Below are 17143 nucleotides of genomic sequence, written 5' to 3'. Positions count from 1 at the left end.
GCCAGAATGGCGCTCGTGCCTTCCCTGTTGCTGATCGAGGACGACGACGCCATCCGTACGGCACTGGAGCTGTCTCTGACGCGCCAGGGTCATCGGGTGGCCACCGCTGCCACCGGCGAGGACGGTCTGAAGCTGCTGCGCGAGCAGCGGCCGGATCTGATCGTGCTCGATGTGATGCTGCCGGGCATCGACGGTTTCGAGGTGTGCCGCCGCATCCGGCGCACCGACCAGCTGCCGATCATCCTGCTCACCGCGCGCAGTGACGACATCGACGTGGTCGTCGGGCTCGAGTCCGGGGCCGACGACTATGTCGTGAAGCCCGTCCAGGGCCGTGTCCTCGACGCCCGGATCCGCGCCGTGCTGCGCCGCGGCGAGCGCGAGGCCAACGACTCGGCGGCGTTCGGCTCGCTGGTCATCGACCGCGCCGCGATGACCGTCACCAAGAACGGCGAGGACCTGCAGCTGACGCCCACCGAGCTGCGTCTGCTGCTCGAACTGAGCCGGCGGCCCGGACAGGCGCTGTCCCGGCAGCAGTTGCTGCGCCTGGTGTGGGAGCACGACTACCTGGGTGACTCGCGGCTCGTGGACGCCTGTGTGCAGCGGCTGCGCGCGAAGGTCGAGGACGTGCCGTCGTCGCCGACCCTGATCCGTACCGTGCGCGGCGTGGGCTACCGGCTGGACACGCCTCAGTGACCGAACCGCACGACACGCAAGGGCACGACGAGCGGCCGGCCCCCGATGAGGACGACGCGAAGAGCGGGCAACGCCGCGGCAGGCTACGCGCGTTCGCCGGGGCCAAGAAGGCGATACTGGCCGGGCTGCGCTTCACCAGCCTGCGCCTGCGGCTCGTCGTCGTGTTCGCGCTCGTGGCCCTGACGGCCGCGGTCTCCGCGTCCGGGATCGCGTACTGGCTCAACCGCGAGGCGGTCCTCACCCGGACCCAGGACGCGGCGCTCAGCGACTTCCAGCAGGAGATGCAGAACCGGGCGGCCGTGCTGCCCGAGCACCCCACGCAGGGCGAACTGCAGCACGCGGCGAACCTGATGGCGGACAGCAGCCAGCACTTCAGCGTGCTGCTCGTGGCCACGGACGAGAACGGCCGCCAGGTGGTGGGCAATTCGGCGCTCGACGCCTTCACCCCGGCCGACGTGCCGCAGTCGCTGCAGGACGCGGTGAACCGCGAGCAGCCGGTCACCTCCGGCAACAAGCACGCGTACCACCTGTACTGGCAGCGCACCATGCAGGACGACGAGCCGTACCTGGTGGGCGGCGCGAAGGTGGCCGACGGGCCGACCGGTTACATGCTCAAGTCCCTGGAACCGGAGGCGAAGGACCTCAACTCCCTCGCCTGGTCCCTGGGCATCGCCACCGGGCTCGCGCTGATCGGCTCGGCGCTGCTCGCGCAGGCCGCGGCGACGACCGTCCTCAAGCCCGTGCACCGGCTGGGTGTCGCGGCGCGCAGGCTCGGCGAGGGCAAGCTCGACACCCGGCTGCGGGTGTCCGGCACCGATGAACTCGCCGAGCTGTCAAGGACGTTCAACAAGACGGCGGAGAACCTGGAGAAGCAGGTCGCCGACATGCGCTCGCGCGACGAGTCCTCGCGCCGGTTCGTCGCCGACATGTCGCACGAGCTGCGCACGCCGCTGACCGCGATCACGGCCGTGACCGAGGTCCTGGAGGAGGAACTCGACGCGGAGACCGGGTCGGTGGACCCGATGATCGAGCCCGCCGTGCGGCTCGTGGTGAGCGAGACGCGGCGCCTGGGCGACCTCGTCGAGAACCTCATGGAGGTGACCCGCTTCGACGCGGGCACCGCCCGGCTCGTCCTCGACGACGTCGACATCGCCGACCAGATCACCGCCTGCATCGACGCCCGCGCCTGGCTGGACGCCGTCGAACTCGACGCCGAGCGCGGCATCATGGCCCGCCTCGACCCGCGCCGCCTGGACGTCATCCTCGCCAACCTCATCGGCAACGCCCTCAAGCACGGCGGCTCCCCGGTACGGGTCTCCGTGCGCACGGAGGACAGCGACCTGGTCATCGACGTACGCGACCACGGCCCCGGCATCCCCGAGGACGTACTGCCGCACGTCTTCGACCGGTTCTACAAGGCGAGCGCGTCACGGCCGCGTTCGGAGGGCAGCGGGCTCGGCCTCTCCATCGCGATGGAGAACGCCCACATCCACGGTGGCGAGATCACCGCCGCCAACTCCCCCGACGGCGGGGCCGTGTTCACGCTGCGCCTGCCGCGCGACACCCGGGACGGCGAGGACGACGCGGACGACGCGGACGACACGGACGGCCCGGACGACACCAAGGACTCCCAGGAAGGTGGTGTCGTCACGTGAGGCCGCGTACCAGGCTGTCGGTGATGCTCGCCCTGTCGGCGCTCGTGCTCGCCGGATGCGGGATCCGGCCGACCGAGGTGCCCACCGAGTTCGGCGCGGCCCCCACCCGGGTCGGCTGCTCGCTGTCGGGCACGGACCGGGCGCAGGCGAGCGCGGGCGGCCAGTTCCCCGCGCAGATCTACCTCGTCTGTACGTCGCAGCTCGTGACGGTCGACCGGACGGTCACCCTGGAGCGCGGCCGGGCCTCCGAGCGCGCCGTCGTCGCCCAGCAGCTCCTGGAGCAGCTGGAGCGGAAGCCGTCGGCCGAGGAGGCGCAGGCCGGTTACTCGACGGACGTGGACGCCGGGATGAAGGTCTCGGGCCCGCGCGAGGGCGACCCCGCGAACGCGCTGCGCCTGAGCACCCCGCCGGACGACCTCTCCCCGTACGCCCTCGCGCAGATCGTCTGCACCTTCGCGAACAGCAAGATGACGACGGGCGACGGGGACCACATGGTGCTCGGCGGTCCGGGCAGCGATCCGCTGCGGGACTACGAGTGCACGGACGCGGTGAAGGCGCGGCCGGGAACCATTCCCGCCCCGGCCACCACCGTGGGGTAGGGCCTTTCCCCGCATCCCGCGGGGCGTGACCCACGTCATCACGAACCGCCCGGAACCGATCGTCGCACCCCCGGCGTCTAGGGGGGCGTGCAGCGCCATCGCCCGGGCGGCCACAGGGCCGCCTTCAGTTTCCGTACGGCAGGGTTCGCCCTCCTCGCCGTACACCTCTTCCTCGTCGCATGGTTCACGCTGCGCCCCCTGGACGTGCCGTGGGTCAGTGCCGCGAACCTGCATCCGCTGGCCGGGATCCGCGCCGATCTCGCGCTCGGCTGGCGCGAGGGGGCCCGGCGCATCGGTGAGGGGCTCCTGCTGCTCGCGCCGCTGGGCGTCCTGCTGCCGCTCGCGGGCGGACGCCTGTACGTGTCGGTGTGGGGTTCGCTGGTGCGTACGGTCGCGGCGGGCGCTCTGATCTCGCTCGGCATCGAGCTGTTGCAGACCGGGGTGCCCGGCCAGGTCGTGGACGTCGACTCGCTGCTCCTGAACACGGTGGGGGTGGCCCTCGCGCATCTCGCGGTGGTCCCCGCCCTGCGGGCCCGTCTCCGTCGCTGGTCCGAGCGTGCGCCCCTCCCCCTGGAGGAGGCGGCTCAGGGTCGCACCCCGACGATTACCAGGGTCGGCATCGCCCCGTGAGCTGACGCTTTGCCCTCTTCGTGACCGTAACTTCGTAGGTATGAACGCTGACGCGGAAGACGTCAGCAGCCACATCGAAGACCTACGGTTCGCGAAGGAGCCCACCATGACCGCCCTTGCCCGCCCCACCAACGGACGGATGATCGGCGGAGTGTGCGCAGCGCTGGCACGGCGCTTCGGCACCTCCGCGACCACGATGCGCGTGATCTTCCTCGTCTCGTGCCTGCTGCCCGGTCCGCAGTTCCTGCTGTACATCGCGCTGTGGATCCTGTTCCCGAGCGAGGGCAAGGTCCGCCAGGCCTGGTGACGTACGTACGCGCGAAGGGGCGCACCCGCGGATCGCGGGTGCGCCCCTTCGGTGTTGCTCCGGGTCAGCCGATCGGCAGACCGCCGGCGAGACCGCCGGCCGGCAGCGTCTGCGCCAGGGGAAGACCGCCGAGCAGGCCGGAGACCGGGTCGGCACCGTCGGTGGGGAGCATCGACGGGGCGGCGTGGTCGACGATGGGCTTGGCGGTGTTCAGGGAGCTGCCCAGGGCGTTCTGCCCGGCGGCCAGGGACTCCGGGGCGCCGGCGGGCAGCGCCTTCGTGACCGACTCGGTGGGCAGGTTCTGGGTCACGGAGTCGAGCGCCGCGGCGGCGTCGGGAACGCCCGGGGCGGCATTCGCGGCCCCGGCACCGGCGGCGGCGAAGGCGACGCCGAGGGCGGCGACACCGAGGGTCTTGGCAGCAGACTGCTTCATGGGTCCCTTGTTCCTGGTTCCTTGACGACGGGTTCTGATCGGCAAACACCACACGCCGCCGAGGAGTTACTGCCGCTCCCCGTCCCGCACGCCCCGCAGGCCCTCGCACCTCAGGGCGAAACAGCAGGTCAGAGGCGCGCGGCCGCCCCGGCCGAGGTGGGACAGCAATACGCCGGTCGCCGTCAACCCCTGGTTGACCGGGCGGCCGGTCCGCCTACTGGAACAGCCACTCCGCGCGCAGCTCGGCGTAGCGCGGCTTGATCACGTCGTTGATCATCGCGAGCCGCTCGTCGAACGGGATGAAGGCTGACTTGAGCGCGTTCGTCGTGAACCACTCGAAGTCGGTGAGGGTGTAGCCGAACGTCTCGGCGAGCAGGCCGAACTCGCGGCTCATCGACGTGCCGGACATCAGCCGGTTGTCGGTGTTGACCGTGACGCGGAAGCGCAGCTTGCGCAGCAGGGCGATGGGGTGCTCGGCGAGCGAGGTCGCCGCGCCCGTCTGCAGGTTCGAGGACGGGCACATCTCCAGCGGGACGCGCTTGTCGCGTACGTAGGAAGCCAGGCGGCCGAGTTCGACCGTGCCGTCCTCGGCGACCTTGATGTCGTCGATGATGCGCACGCCGTGACCGAGGCGGTCGGCGCCGCACCACTGCAGGGCCTGCCAGATGGACGGCAGACCGAAGGCCTCACCGGCGTGGATCGTGAAGTGGTTGTTCTCGCGCTTGAGGTACTCGAACGCGTCGAGGTGGCGGGTGGGAGGGAAGCCGGCTTCCGCGCCCGCGATGTCGAAGCCGACGACGCCCAGGTCGCGGTAGCGGTTGGCGAGTTCGGCGATCTCCAGGGCGCGGGCCGCGTGCCGCATGGCGGTGAGCAGCGCGCCCACGCGGATGCGGTGGCCGTTCTCCTTCGCGCGGCGCTCGCCTTCCCTGAAGCCCTCGTTGACCGCCTCGACGACCTCTTCGAGGCTGAGCCCCTGCTCCAGGTGCTGCTCGGGGGCGTAGCGGATCTCGGCGTAGACGACGCCGTCCTCGGCGAGGTCCTCGGCGCATTCGGCGGCGACCCGGACGAGGGCCTCGCGCGTCTGCATGACGGCGCAGGTGTGGGCGAACGTCTCCAAGTACCGCTCCAGGGAACCGGAGTCGGCCGCCTCGCGGAACCAGACGCCGAGCTTGTCCGGGTCGGTCTCCGGCAGGTTCGCGTACCCCTGCTCGCGGGCCAGGTCGACGATGGTGCCGGGGCGCAGGCCGCCGTCGAGGTGGTCGTGGAGGAGCACCTTGGGGGCGCGGCGGATCTGCTCTGCGGTCGGCACGTTCGGTGTCTGGCTCGTCATTTCCGCACTCTAACTCCTACGCGCGTAGATCACTCCGGGTCGACGGGAGAAAGTGAGGAGAACGTGATCCGCCGATACGCAACAGTGACCCTGCGGACGGGTGGCGTACATCCTGGCTTCTGACACTGTTCTGTCATGCAGCAGCGAGCGATGCCGGCCCGCGAGGCCAGGCTCGGCAAGGCGGTCGGGCCGGTGCCCGGGGCGGTCGGCGGCGTGGTGCTGCTGCTGCCCGCGGGCGAGCAGACGTCCACCCGCGGACCCTCGCGGCTGGCGGCCACGCTGCTGCGTCCGCTGGCGCGCGGACTCACGCGCGCGGGCCGCGACAAGGGCCTGGTCACCCATGTCGTGCAGTACCGGTGCCGCGGCTGGAACGGCGCGCAGGCCGGGCTCGCACGGGACGCCGAGTGGGCCGCCGACGAGGTGGTGCGCCGCTACGGGGACGTGCCGATCTGTCTCGCGGGCACGGACATGGGCGGACGCGCGGCGCTGCACGCGGGCGGCCACGACGCCGTCAACTCCGTTCTCGCGCTCGCCCCTTGGTTGCCGGAGGACGATGTCGCGGCACCGCCCGAACCGGTGAAACAGCTCGCGGGCCGACGGGTGCTGATCGTGCACGGCACGGACGACCGGCGCACGGATCCGGAGCTGTCGTTCCGGCTCGCCGGGCGGGCGAAGAAGGCGAACCGTGACGTGTGCCGCTTCGAGGTGCACTCGGACGGGCACAGCCTGTCCCAGCACCGGGCCGAAGTCACCGCGCTGGCCGTGGACTTCACGCTCGGCACGCTCTTCGGCCGCCCCTTCTCCCGGCCGTTGCAGGACGCGCTCGCGGCGCCGCCGCCGATCGGTCTGCGGATGCCGCTGGCCGCGGGGTTCGGTCAGACGCTCCCCCTGTAGGCGGGGTCAGCGCACGGTGCCTGCGGCGGCTTCGAGCAACGCCCCGAGCACGAGCGGCGCGGTCTTGCGGCCCGCCGCGATCCGGACCCGGTGATCGCCGTCGGTGTCGACGCAGTCGATGACGATGCCGAGGTCCTTGGGGTTGCCGTGCCAGCCCGCGGGGTCGTCGGCGTCCAGCGCCCGCACTTCGCGCACCGTCAGCGTCGGCGGGAGCGGGACGAGGGCGAAGCGTCCCGTCGGGTCCGGGGTCGCGGCCGGCGGTCCCGCGCCCACGACCAGGTAGGGGTAACCGGGGACGCTGTAGGGGACGTCGCCGTGGACGATCGCGAGCACGCAGCGGTGTCCGTCCGGCTCGACCGGGACGACGTTGCGGGCCACGCCGCGCATCCGCCGCATCAGCGACCAGCACAGGAGGGCGGAGAGCAGGATGCTCGGGACGGCGGCGAGGGCGCAGATCCTCGCGATCCACCAGACGCCCGGGCCGCCGAACAGATCTCCGGCGAAGCAGAGGGTGAGCGCGGTGGAGCCGACGAAGACCCCCGCGACGATCCCGACGGCGGACACCCAGGAGTGCTCCTTCGCCCTCCCCCGGTACCGCTGCCACCAGCAGAGCCAGAGCAGCCCGAGCCCCAGGGGCAGCAGGAGGAGCGCGAAGCCGCCGGGGAGCCGTCCGTCGGCGAGCGGCGAGCGCCAGGTGTCCTGGGTCAGCGAGCCGAGCCGGACCTGTCGGGCCTCGGTCTTCCAGTACGTCACGGTGACCCGGTCGGCCGGGCGTGCGACGGCGTAGAGGGGGCGCTTGCCGGGCATCCGCAGCCGGTACACGGAGTGCGTCTTCAGGTCGGTGAGGCGGAGGAAGTAGGCGCTGCTTCTGCCGTTCGCCTCGTCCTCCGTGCCGAGGACCATCGCCGGGACGCGTGCCCGGCAGTCGTCGGCCCGGGTCCCGGCGGGGCAGCGCGGCGCCGCCGCGTAGGCGCGGTTGTCGGCCTCGGCGAGCGGGATCAGCGCGAACAGGACCGCGGAGACCAGCACCATGATCACGGCGGTGTACGTCGTGGCCCGCTGCCGTCGCAGCGACACCTCTCGCAGGCTGCCCCGCGCCACCCCCGGCGGGTCCTGTCTCGCGCTGCCCGTCATCCCCACCACTCCCTCTCGTCGCTCACCTCCACGTCCGGCGGTCGCGAACGGTTCCCCGCGGGAGCCCCCTCACTGCTCCCCCTGCTCCACGTCCGCCTGCTCCGGCAGCAGTCGCCCGCGCCGGGACAGCAGGAAGTTCTTGAACGCCGCCACCGGCGGTGTGTCCGGGTGGCCGTCCAGCCAGGCCACGCCGATCTCGCGGACGGCGCGCTGGCCGGTGACGGTCAGCTCCACGACTCCGGGGCGCGGCACGGTCGGTGGCGGCAGGAGCGCCACGCCGAGGCCCGCCGCGACCAGGCCGCGCAGCGTCTCGGCCTCCTCGCCCTCGAACGCGACCCGGGGTTTGAATCCCGCTTCCGCGCAGAGGTCGTCGAAGATGCGGCGCAGGCCGTAGCCGGGTTCGAGGGTGACGAACGTTTCGTCGGCGAGCTCGGGGAGACGGACGCGCTTGCGGGCGGCGAGCCGATGGTCCTCGGGGACGACCAGGCGCAGCCGCTGCTCGTCGAGGCGGCGGGCGACCAGTCCGGGCTCGTCGGGCACGGGCGAGGTGAGGCACAGGTCGAGCTCGCCCGCGCGCAGCCGCTCCAGCATCGCCTCGCCATAGTTCTGTACGAGGCTGAAGCGGATCCGGGGATGGTCGGCGCGGAAGGCCCGGATCAGTCCTGGCACCGTCTCCACGCCCATGGTGTGCAGGAACCCGAAGGCGACCTTGCCGGAGGCCGGGTCGGCGTCGGCGCGCACGGACTCGGCGGCCTTCTCGACCTCGCCGAGGGCCCGTTCGACGGAGGTGAGGAACGTACGGCCCGCGGGGGTGAGGGAGACCGTGCGGCCGTGGCGGGCGAACAGGTCGACGCCCAGGTCCTGTTCGAGACGGACCATGGCGCGCGAGAGCGTGGACTGGGGTACCTGCAGCTCGTGGGCGGCGCGCGTGACGTGCTCGGCGCGGGCCACGGCGGCGAAGTAGGAGAGCCGCGGCGCGAGCAGGGTGACCATGTCTTCCGTGTCACCGGCCGGTGACATCCGCCGCTGTGACCTGTGCTCATGCTCCATGGGAACGATTATGGGCTGTCCATGCATTGGACGCATGAGTCGGACGGTCCTACGTTCATGGCATGTCTCCTGCCAGTAGTCAGGCGGCCGTCACCCCTGCGGTCGCCGCCCCCGCCGTCGAGCACACCGCCGTCGAGCAATCCGACACCCGGATGACCCCGGGCGGCCCCGGCTACCGCCGGATGAGCTTCGCCCTCTTCCTCGCCGGGATCGCCACCTTCGCGCTGCTCTACTCCACGCAGGCCCTGCTCCCCCTCGTCTCGGCCGGCTTCGGCGCGAGCGCGAGCGCGGCGAGCTGGACGGTGTCCGGCGCGACCTTCGCGCTCGCGGTGTGCGTGCTGCCGCTGAGCGCGCTGTCGGAGCGGTTCGGGCGGCGCACGGTGATGACGGCGTCGCTGGCGGTCGCCGTCTCGGTGGGTCTGCTGGTCCCGTTCGCGCCGACCCTGGAGGTCCTGGTCGCGCTGCGGGTGCTCCAGGGTGCCGCGCTGGCCGGGCTCCCGGCCTCAGCGATGGCGTACCTGGCGGAGGAGGTCCGGCCGAAGGCGCTGGTCACGGCGATCGGCCTGTTCGTCGCGGGCAACTCCATCGGGGGCATGAGCGGCCGCATCATCGGCGGCTGGATCGCCGAGGCGTGGGGCTGGCGGGCGGCCGTGGGCACCGTCGGCGTCATCGCCGTGGCGTGCGCGATCGCGTTCCGTCTCCTGCTGCCGGCGCCGCGCCACTTCACGCCCGGGTCGCTGCACCCGCGCGCGCTGGTCCGCACGGTCGGCGACCACCTGGCCAACCCGCTGCTGCGCCGCCTGTACGTGATCGGCGCGCTGTTCATGATGGTGTTCGGCGCGACGTACACGGTCATCGGCTACCGGCTCACGGCGGCGCCCTTCTCGCTCTCCCAGGGCTTCGTCGGCTCGATCTTCCTGGTCTATCTGGTGGGCACGGTCTCCTCGTCGGCGGCCGGCAGGCTGGTCGCGCGGCTCGGGCGGCGCGGCACGCTGTACCTGGGCGCGGGCACGACGGCGGCGGGCCTGGTGCTCGTCCTGATGCCCCGGCTGCCGGTCGTCCTGCTCGGCCTCGTGCTGATCACGGCGGGGTTCTTCGCCGGGCACGCGACCGCGTCCTCGTCCGTCAGCCGCACCGCGACGCACGGGCGCGCGCAGGCGTCGGCGCTGTACCAGTCCGCGTACTACATCGGCTCCAGCGTCGGCTCGGCGGTGGGCGCCATGGCGTTCCACGCGGCGGGCTGGGGCGGCACGGTGGGGCTCGGTTTCGCCGCCGTGCTCGGTGTCGTCTCGCTGACGCTGTGGGGGACGTACGCGGCACGGTCCCGGGAGCGGCGCGGCGGGAAGCTGGCCGCCGCGCACTGACGGTCACGCCCCCACTAGGCCCTCACCCGGCTTCCACACCCGTCCCACGGCTTTCGTCGACGGCCTCCCGACCTGCGCTTTTCGCCGGTCCGGGGGCCGTTGTCAGTGGGCTGCGGTAGCTTGCGAAGTACTGGGGATGTGCTGGGAATCACAGCCGCGATGGGGGCGTAGGACCATGAGTGACACCGCGACGAAGGCCGGGCTCGAAGACCTGGAGAAATACCGGGTCGAGCTGACCGGCTACTGCTACCGGATGCTGGGCTCCGCGTTCGAGGCGGAGGACGCCGTGCAGGACACGATGGTCCGGGCCTGGCGCAGCTTCGACAAGTTCGAGGGCCGCTCCTCGCTGCGCTCGTGGCTGTACCGCATCGCGACGAACGTGTGCCTGGACTCGTTGAACGCGGGCAACAAGCGGGCCCGTCCGATGGACCTGACGGCGGCGGCCCCGCTGGCCCAGGCGGCGCTGACCCCCCGTCCCGACAATGTGTGGCTGGAGCCGATGCCCGACGCCCGTGTTCTGCCGACGGTGCACGACCCGGCGGAGGCGGCCGTGGCGCGCGAGTCGGTGCGGCTCGCCTTCGTGGCGGCCCTGCAGCAGCTGCCGTCCAAGCAGCGGGCGGTGCTGATCCTGCGCGAGGTGCTGGCGTGGAAGGCGAGCGAGGTCGCCGAGCTGCTCGACACGTCGGTGGCGTCGGTGAACAGCGCGCTGCAGCGGGCGCGGGCGACGCTCGCGGAGGCGCCCCCGGCGGACTCGGCGACGGCGAACCCGCTGGACGACGAGCAGCAGAAGCTCCTGGAGCGCTACGTCACGGCGTTCGAGGGCTACGACATGAAGGCGCTCACCGAGCTGCTGGCCGAGGACGCGGTCATGACGATGCCGCCGTTCGACCTGTGGCTGCGCGGCACGGACGACATCACGGGCTTCATGCTCACGATCGGCAGCGAGTGCGAGAACTCCCGCCTGCTGCCGGTCTCGGCGAACGGGACGCCGGCGTTCGCCCACTACAAGCCCGACCCGGACAACGGCGGCTTCACGCCCTGGGCCATCCAGGTCCTGGAGATCTCAGAGGGGCGCATCGCGGGTTTCCACTGCTTCCTGGACCTCGGCAAGCGGTGGTTCCCGCTGTTCGGCGTCCCCGAGCATCTCGACGCCTAGTCCCAAAGGGCTTTCGAGCCCGGCGAGTCGGATGAGCAGGGCGAGCTTCGGGGACGGGTCGCGCAATCTGATCCGGCCCCCGGCCCGCCGGGCGGCGAGCTGCATCCGGGCGAGCGCGTCGACGGTGGCGAGACCGGTGCCGGTCACGCCGGCGACGTCGCAGACGACATCGCCGTCCGGGGCGCACTGGTGGGCGGCGCGGCGGACGCGGTCGCACAGCCCCTGCACGTCGGCAGGCCCGATCGGCCCGGCGACGACCACGACGGGAGACGGAGAGGACGGAGAGGACCCGGAGAACACAGAATCAGCCACGTAGACGAGACCGGACGGCGCGCCGAAACTCATCGGCATGCGCCGGTGCCCCGCCGTGGATTCGGCGTGGGCTGGATCACGTTGATCCTGATCAACGTTGACCTGCGGTTCTTCCGCGTCCGAGGGTGGAGTACGTGCAGGGGGTACTCAACGGGTTCGCGGTCATCGCGATCGTCATCGCGGTCGGCTATGTCATCGGCCGGCGCGGCTACTTGGGCGAGGGCGGCCGCGAGGTGCTCACCAAGCTGGCCTTCCATGTGGCGACCCCGGCCCTGCTCTTCACGATGCTCGCCAAGGCGGACCTGTCCCTGATCCTCTCGCCGAGCCTGCTGGTGACGGCCCTGTCCACGGCGGTGACGGCCGGAATCTTCGTCGCGGTGGGTGCGGTACGCGGCTGGGGCGTCGGCCGCACCACGATCGGCGCGCTCTGCTCCTCGTACGTGAACTCGGGCAACCTCGGCATCCCGATCGCGGTGTACGTCCTCGGCGACGCCTCGCTCGTGGCCCCGGTCCTCCTCTTCCAGCAGCTGTTCGTGACGCCGATCGCGCTGACGATCCTCGATCTGGCGGAGGCGTCGTCGGGGGCGCGACTGACGTGGGGGCAGCGGCTGTTGACGCCGTTCCGCAATCCGATCGCGATCGGCTCGCTGTCCGGGGTGGCGGTGTCGGCGACCGGCTGGACGGTGCCGTCCCCGGTCTTCGACCCGCTGGAACTGATCGCGAACATGTCGGTGCCCGCGATCCTGATCGCGTTCGGCATCTCGCTGTGCGGGAGTTCGTGGCCGGGCGGGCGCGGCGCGGACCGGGTGCCGGTGCTGCTGTCGACGGCGCTGAAGTCGGTGGGCCAGCCGGTGGCGGCGTGGGCGCTGGCGACGTCCGTGTTCGGGCTGCACGGGGCGCGGCTGCTCGACGTGGTGGTGACGTCGGCGCTTCCGGCGGCGCAGAACCTGTTCACGTACGCGAGCCGGTACCGGGTGGGCGAGCGGTTGGCCCGGGAGTCGATTCTCTTGTCGACGATGGTGGCGGTGCCGGTGTTGGTGGTGGTGGCGGCGTTGTTGGGGTGACTCAGTCGTTGAGAGGCAGCACATTGATGTCGAGGGTGATGGCGAACGGGGCGGGCAGCCTCAGTTCCTCGCCGTACTCCACCGAGTCCAGCACCCGGTAGGTCCCGCCCGCGGGTTCGCCGTACAGCGTCGCCGTCGGTCGCCCTGAGTGCCAGGGGTCCAGGAGCAGGTAGAGCGGAACGCCGGCCTTCGCGTATCCGTGGGCCTTCTTGACCCGGTCGTGGTTGGCGTTGTCCTGCGAGGTGATCTCGACGACCAGTTCCGCCTCAGCGGCCTGGACGCGGCGGCGCTCACGCAGTGCGGCGCGGGGGACGACGCAGAGATCGGGGATGTAGAGGCCTCCGGCGTCGGCGGCGATCAGGCCGAGGGCCTGGTAAATCCCACAGCCCTCGGGCCGTGCGGGCCAGAGGATCTCGGTGACAAGTTCAGCGGCGTCGTTGTGCTCTTCGGAAGGCGGCGGCGCCAAGGTGACGATCCCCTCGATGATCTCCACCTTGCAGCCCTCGGGGGCGTCCGTCTCCTCCCAGACACGGACGAGCTCGTCCCAGTCCGAGCCGCGGGCGGGCCCGGGCTCGACGGCGAGTGGGCTCATGGCGGTGCTCCCCTCGGTCGTCACCGATACCAGCATGCCGAACGGGACCGGTGGCGGTCCACCGATCCCGTTCACGCGAAAGAAGAAACCCCAGGTCAGCCGATACGTTCCAGCACGATGGGCCCTGCCGTGAAGTCCGTGCCGGCCGGTGCGATGTCGTACGCGCCCGCCAGTGCTTCGAGGGCGTACGCGAACCGCTCCGGGGTGTCGGTGTGCAGCGTCATCAGGACCTGGCCCGCGAAGACGGAGTCGCCGGGCTTGGCATGGAGTTCGACGCCGGCGGCGGCCTGCACCGGGTCCTCCTTGCGGGCGCGCCCGGCGCCGAGCCGCCACGCGGCGAGGCCCACCGAGAGGGCGTCGAGGCGGGTGAGGACGCCCGACTCCGTGGCGGTGACGACATGGGTCTCGCGGGCCGTGGGCAGCGCCGCGTCCGGGTCGCCGCCCTGCGCCGCGATCATGCGCCGCCAGGCGTCCATCGCCGAGCCGTCGGCGAGGGCCTTGGCGGGGTCGGCGTCCTTCAGGCCCGCCGCGTCGAGCATCTCGCGGGCGAGCGCGAGGGTCAGCTCGACGACGTCGGCGGGGCCGCCGCCCGCCAGCACCTCGACGGATTCCCGTACTTCGAGCGCGTTGCCCGCGGTCAGGCCGAGCGGGGTGTTCATGTCCGTCACCAGCGCCACCGTCGGCAGACCGTGGTCCTTGCCCAACCCGACCATGGTGCGGGCGAGTTCACGAGCCTGGTCGAGCTGCCGCATGAAGGCCCCGGTGCCGACCTTCACGTCGAGGACGAGCGAGCCGGTCCCCTCCGCGATCTTCTTCGACATGATCGAGGAGGCGATGAGCGGGATGCAGTCCACGGTGGCGGTGACGTCGCGCAGCGCGTAGAGCTTCTTGTCGGCGGGGGCGAGTCCGCTGCCGGGCGCGCAGATGACGGCGCCGACGTCCTCCAGGGTGCGCATCATCTCCTCATTGGTGATGTCCGCGCGCCAGCCGGGGATCGACTCCAGCTTGTCGAGGGTGCCGCCGGTGTGGCCGAGGCCGCGGCCGGACAACTGCGGGACGGCCGCGCCGCAGGCCGCCACCAGCGGGGCGAGCGGCAGCGTGATCTTGTCGCCGACGCCGCCCGTGGAGTGCTTGTCGGCGGCGGGGCGGGGCAGGACCGAGAAGTCCATCCGCTCACCGGAGTCGATCATCGCGGCGGTCCAGCGGGCGATCTCCGCGCGGTCCATGCCGTTCAGGAAGATCGCCATGGCGAGCGCCGACATCTGCTCGTCGGCGACCGTGCCGCGCGTGTACGCGTCGACGACCCAGTCGATCTGCTCGTCACTCAGCCGGCCCCGGTCCCGCTTCGTGCGGATGACGGAGATGACGTCCATGGCAAATCCTCCAACGGTTCGGCTCGACGCGATGCCGCGACTCTACGCGCATAGATGCCGCGCGTGAAGAGAGCTGGGCGGGCAAGGCGGTGGCGCGGGGTCACTGCTCGGCCGTGAGGACCAGGCTCACGTTGTGCCCGCCGAACCCGAAGGAGTTGGCGAGGGCCGCGTCCCAGTGGCCGGCGCGGTTCTCGCCGCGTACGACGTCGAGGTCGACCCGCGGGTCCGGGTCGTCCAGGTTGCGTACCGCGGGGGCGATGCCGTCGCGCAGGGTCAGGAGCGCCGACAGGGCGCCGAGCGCGCCGGACGCGCCGAGCATGTGGCCGGTCATCGACTTGGTCGCGCTGACCGGGGCGTGGTCGCCGACGGCCTTCCGCACGGCCTCGGCCTCGGCGAGGTCGCCGGACGGGGTGGAGGTCGCGTGGGCGTGCACGTGACCGATGTCGGACGGGCTCAACCCGGCGTCACGCAGGGCGAGTTCGATGGCGGCCACCTGCCCGGCGACGTCCGACGCCGTGATGTGGTCGGCGCTGGACCCGATCCCGGCGCCGGCCAGGGTGCCGAGGGCGCGGGCGCCGCGGGCCCGGGCGAAGCCGGCGCGTTCCAGGACCATGACGCAGCCGCCCTCGCCCATGACGAAGCCGTTGCGCGCGGCGTCGAAGGGGCGGGAGACCGACTCGGGGTGCTCCGAGCTCGGCGACAGCGCCTTCATCTGCGCGAACGCGGCGAGCGTGAACGGGTGCAGGCACGCCTCCACTCCCCCGGCCACGACCACGTCGGCCCGGCCCGCCCTGATCAGGTCGAGGCCCACGGCGAGCGCCTCGGCGCCGGAGGCACAGGCGCTGACCGGGGTGCGGGCACCGCCCTTCGCCCCCAGGTCCATGCTGACGTGGGCCGCGGGGCCGTTGGGCATGAGCATCGGCACGGTGTGCGGGGAGAGCCTGCGCGGCCCGGACCGCTCCAGGACGTCGTCCTGGCCGAGCGTGGTGAGGACGCCGCCGGTGCCGGTGCCGATCACCACGGCGAGCCGCACCGGGTCGACCTCGGGCGCGCCCGCGTCCCGCCACGCCTCGCGGGAGGCGACCAGCGCGACCCGCTCGACCCGGTCGAGCTTCCGGGCCTCCACGCGGGACAGTTCCGCCGCCGGGTCCTGGGCGAGCCCGGCGGCGACATGCACCGGAAGCCCCTCGGCCCACTCCTCCGTCAGTGCGCGCACCCCGGACCTCCCGGCCAGCAGGCCCGCCCAGGTCGTCGCGGCGTCGGCGCCCAGGGGGGTCGTCGCACCGACCCCGGTCACCAGCACCGCACCCGCTCCCCTGGCGTTCTTGGGCATTCCGCTCTCCTCCAGGCCTTATAGACAGTTCACAAGACAGATCGCGATCTCCTCTGAGACCATCACGGCGAACTGCTGGCGAAGAAGCCGGGAAGGCGAGCGATTCGGCTCACGAGATTTGTGGAGTAGTGACAATGCCGAGTGCCAGACGACTCGTCGGAGTGTGGGCCGGGCTCTGCCTGGCCGGGCTCGGCGCGACGGCCATCCTCGAATCCGGTTCGTACGAGGGTGACGCGCGGCCCGACGGCCATGGCGCGACCACCTCGGTCGACTGCCACGAGATCGCCGACCGCGTCGAGCGGGGCCGCGCCGCCGCCGCGCGGGAGCGGCGGGAGGAGCGGGAGAGGCTGCTGGATCCGTCCGCGAGCCCCACCTTTCAGGTCAAGGGCACCCTCTCGGCCATGACGGTGCCGGAGGAATGCGCGGACGAACTCGCGGCGCGCGGCCTGCGGTAGCCGCCGCTCAGGGTCGGGCCACGGCCAGGCTCACCACGTACTTCTCCTCCAGCGTGCCGCCGGGGAAGAGTGCGCTCAGGTGGTCCCGTTCGGCGGCCAGGAACGCGGCGACGGTGTCCGCGTCGCGTACGAGGAAGTCGGAGTAACTGGCGAGGTTGGCCAGGTGGGTGCCGACGGTGACGCGGCGGGTCCACGCCACCTGCCGGCGGCCGAAGTCCAGGCCGGGCGGCAGCCGGCGGAACCGGACCATCAAGTCGGGCGGGCCCTGGTTCGCGTCGTCCTCAGCCCCGAGGAAGCGCCGCACGCGGGCGAGTTGGGCGGCGGCCCAGCCGTCGGTGGAGTCCTGGTCGTTCCACCACAGGGCGAGCGCGCCGCCCGGGCGCAGGACGCGCCTGGCCTCCGGGACGGAGCGGGCCGGGTCGGTCCAGTGCCAGGCCTGGGCGTAGGTCACCAGGTCGACGGAGGCGGAGGCCAGCGGCAGCCGGTTGCCGTCGCCGCGGACCAGGGACACGCCGGGCAGGGTGCGGCGGAGCTGGGCGGCCATCATCGGGCCCGGTTCGACGGCGACGACGTGCGCGCCGCGGGCGTGCAGCAGGGCGGTGCCGAGGCCGGTGCCGGCTCCTACGTCGGCGACGCGGGCTCCCGCGACGGGGCGGCCCGCGAGGTCTTCCACCGCGTCGATCAGTGCGGGTGGGTACGAGGGGCGGTTGGCTGCGTAGTCGGCTGCGGCCTGCTCGAAGGCCAGGCCCTGCGTGCTGGTCGTCATGGG

Annotated in this window: 19 protein-coding genes; 10 read left to right on the top strand and 9 right to left on the bottom strand. The window is 72.2% G+C overall.

From position 1 onward, the window contains the following. Positions 1-15: 15 nt before the first annotated feature. From afsQ1 to B072_RS0103780, 5 genes are all read left to right on the top strand, one after another. Positions 16-693 carry a two-component system response regulator AfsQ1 gene (gene afsQ1 / locus B072_RS0103800; protein ID WP_043243260.1) on the top strand — a complete coding sequence of 226 codons (678 nt, stop codon included), beginning with the start codon at positions 16-18 and terminating at the stop codon, positions 691-693. Then, on the top strand, positions 690-2348 hold the full coding sequence (locus B072_RS0103795; protein ID WP_018528598.1) for an ATP-binding protein: 1659 nt from the start codon (positions 690-692) through the stop codon (positions 2346-2348). Before afsQ1 ends, B072_RS0103795 begins: the two co-directional genes overlap by 4 nt. Positions 2349-2371: 23 nt before the next feature. Further along, positions 2372-2947: a hypothetical protein gene (locus B072_RS0103790; protein ID WP_018528597.1), complete on the top strand. Its 576-nt coding sequence runs from the start codon at positions 2372-2374 to the stop codon at positions 2945-2947. Positions 2948-3034: 87 nt separating this feature from the next. Beyond that, complete coding sequence (locus B072_RS0103785; protein ID WP_018528596.1) at positions 3035-3577, top strand: VanZ family protein; 543 nt, start codon at positions 3035-3037, stop codon at positions 3575-3577. Positions 3578-3683: 106 nt separating this feature from the next. Next, on the top strand, positions 3684-3884 hold the full coding sequence (locus B072_RS0103780; RefSeq protein WP_026245421.1) for a PspC domain-containing protein: 201 nt from the start codon (positions 3684-3686) through the stop codon (positions 3882-3884). Between the two features lie 64 nt (positions 3885-3948). Here the strand turns inward: B072_RS0103780 and B072_RS0103775 are convergent, their stop codons facing one another. After that, entirely contained in the window at positions 3949-4317 is a 369-nt protein-coding gene (locus B072_RS0103775) for a hypothetical protein (protein WP_018528594.1), read from the bottom strand. A 214-nt stretch (positions 4318-4531) separates the two neighbouring features. Continuing rightward, a complete protein-coding gene (locus B072_RS0103770) occupies positions 4532-5647 on the bottom strand; it encodes an adenosine deaminase (protein WP_018528593.1) in 1116 nt (371 codons plus the stop codon). Between the two features lie 135 nt (positions 5648-5782). On the opposite strand from B072_RS0103770, the gene B072_RS0103765 reads away from it, so the two are divergent. Then, complete coding sequence (locus B072_RS0103765) at positions 5783-6541, top strand: alpha/beta hydrolase (RefSeq protein WP_026245420.1); 759 nt, start codon at positions 5783-5785, stop codon at positions 6539-6541. Between the two features lie 6 nt (positions 6542-6547). Here B072_RS0103765 and B072_RS42310 read toward each other — a convergent pair whose 3' ends face one another. Together B072_RS42310 and B072_RS0103755 are read right to left on the bottom strand one after the other, a co-directional pair. After that, positions 6548-7675, bottom strand: coding sequence for a hypothetical protein (locus B072_RS42310; RefSeq protein ID WP_158689138.1), 1128 nt, complete (start codon positions 7673-7675; stop codon positions 6548-6550). A 69-nt stretch (positions 7676-7744) separates the two neighbouring features. Next, a complete protein-coding gene (locus tag B072_RS0103755; protein ID WP_026245419.1) occupies positions 7745-8725 on the bottom strand; it encodes a LysR family transcriptional regulator in 981 nt (326 codons plus the stop codon). 62 nt (positions 8726-8787) lie between these two features. Between B072_RS0103755 and B072_RS0103750 the strand changes: the two genes are divergently transcribed. Together B072_RS0103750 and B072_RS0103745 are read left to right on the top strand one after the other, a co-directional pair. Continuing rightward, on the top strand, positions 8788-10089 hold the full coding sequence (locus B072_RS0103750; protein ID WP_018528589.1) for an MFS transporter: 1302 nt from the start codon (positions 8788-8790) through the stop codon (positions 10087-10089). Positions 10090-10264: 175 nt separating this feature from the next. Continuing rightward, positions 10265-11245, top strand: a complete 981-nt coding sequence (locus B072_RS0103745; protein WP_018528588.1) for a sigma-70 family RNA polymerase sigma factor — start codon at positions 10265-10267, stop codon at positions 11243-11245. Here B072_RS0103745 and B072_RS0103740 read toward each other — a convergent pair. Beyond that, entirely contained in the window at positions 11153-11557 is a 405-nt protein-coding gene (locus B072_RS0103740) for an STAS domain-containing protein (RefSeq protein WP_234018778.1), read from the bottom strand. The genes B072_RS0103745 and B072_RS0103740 overlap by 93 nt on opposite strands. 134 nt (positions 11558-11691) lie before the next feature. On the opposite strand from B072_RS0103740, the gene B072_RS0103735 reads away from it, so the two are divergent. Further along, positions 11692-12621 (top strand): AEC family transporter, encoded by a 930-nt coding sequence (locus tag B072_RS0103735; protein ID WP_026245417.1) that lies wholly within the window; start codon positions 11692-11694, stop codon positions 12619-12621. Between the two features lies 1 nt (position 12622). Here the strand turns inward: B072_RS0103735 and B072_RS0103730 are convergent, their stop codons facing one another. The 3 genes from B072_RS0103730 to B072_RS0103720 all read right to left on the bottom strand — a co-directional run bounded on the left by B072_RS0103730 (position 12623) and on the right by B072_RS0103720 (position 15919). After that, positions 12623-13213 (bottom strand): Uma2 family endonuclease, encoded by a 591-nt coding sequence (locus tag B072_RS0103730; protein WP_026245416.1) that lies wholly within the window; start codon positions 13211-13213, stop codon positions 12623-12625. A 95-nt stretch (positions 13214-13308) separates the two neighbouring features. Beyond that, positions 13309-14586 carry a thymidine phosphorylase gene (locus B072_RS0103725; protein ID WP_018528585.1) on the bottom strand — a complete coding sequence of 426 codons (1278 nt, stop codon included), beginning with the start codon at positions 14584-14586 and terminating at the stop codon, positions 13309-13311. A gap of 100 nt (positions 14587-14686) precedes the next feature. Further along, the gene (locus B072_RS0103720; protein ID WP_018528584.1) at positions 14687-15919 is read right to left on the bottom strand and encodes a beta-ketoacyl-[acyl-carrier-protein] synthase family protein; all 1233 of its coding nucleotides are present in this window, start codon (positions 15917-15919) and stop codon (positions 14687-14689) included. Between the two features lie 134 nt (positions 15920-16053). Between B072_RS0103720 and B072_RS0103715 the strand changes: the two genes are divergently transcribed. Then, positions 16054-16374: a hypothetical protein gene (locus tag B072_RS0103715; protein ID WP_158689137.1), complete on the top strand. Its 321-nt coding sequence runs from the start codon at positions 16054-16056 to the stop codon at positions 16372-16374. Positions 16375-16381: 7 nt separating this feature from the next. Here the strand turns inward: B072_RS0103715 and B072_RS0103710 are convergent, their stop codons facing one another. Further along, the gene (locus B072_RS0103710; protein ID WP_018528582.1) at positions 16382-17140 is read right to left on the bottom strand and encodes a class I SAM-dependent methyltransferase; all 759 of its coding nucleotides are present in this window, start codon (positions 17138-17140) and stop codon (positions 16382-16384) included. Between the last annotated feature and the right edge of the window lie 3 nt (positions 17141-17143).

The sequence above is a fragment of the Streptomyces sp. HmicA12 genome (assembly GCF_000373565.1).
Taxonomy (GTDB): Bacteria; Actinomycetota; Actinomycetes; order Streptomycetales; family Streptomycetaceae; genus Streptomyces.
The sequence above is the reverse complement of the archived record's forward strand: the minus strand, read 5'-3'. Positions and strand labels throughout refer to the sequence as shown.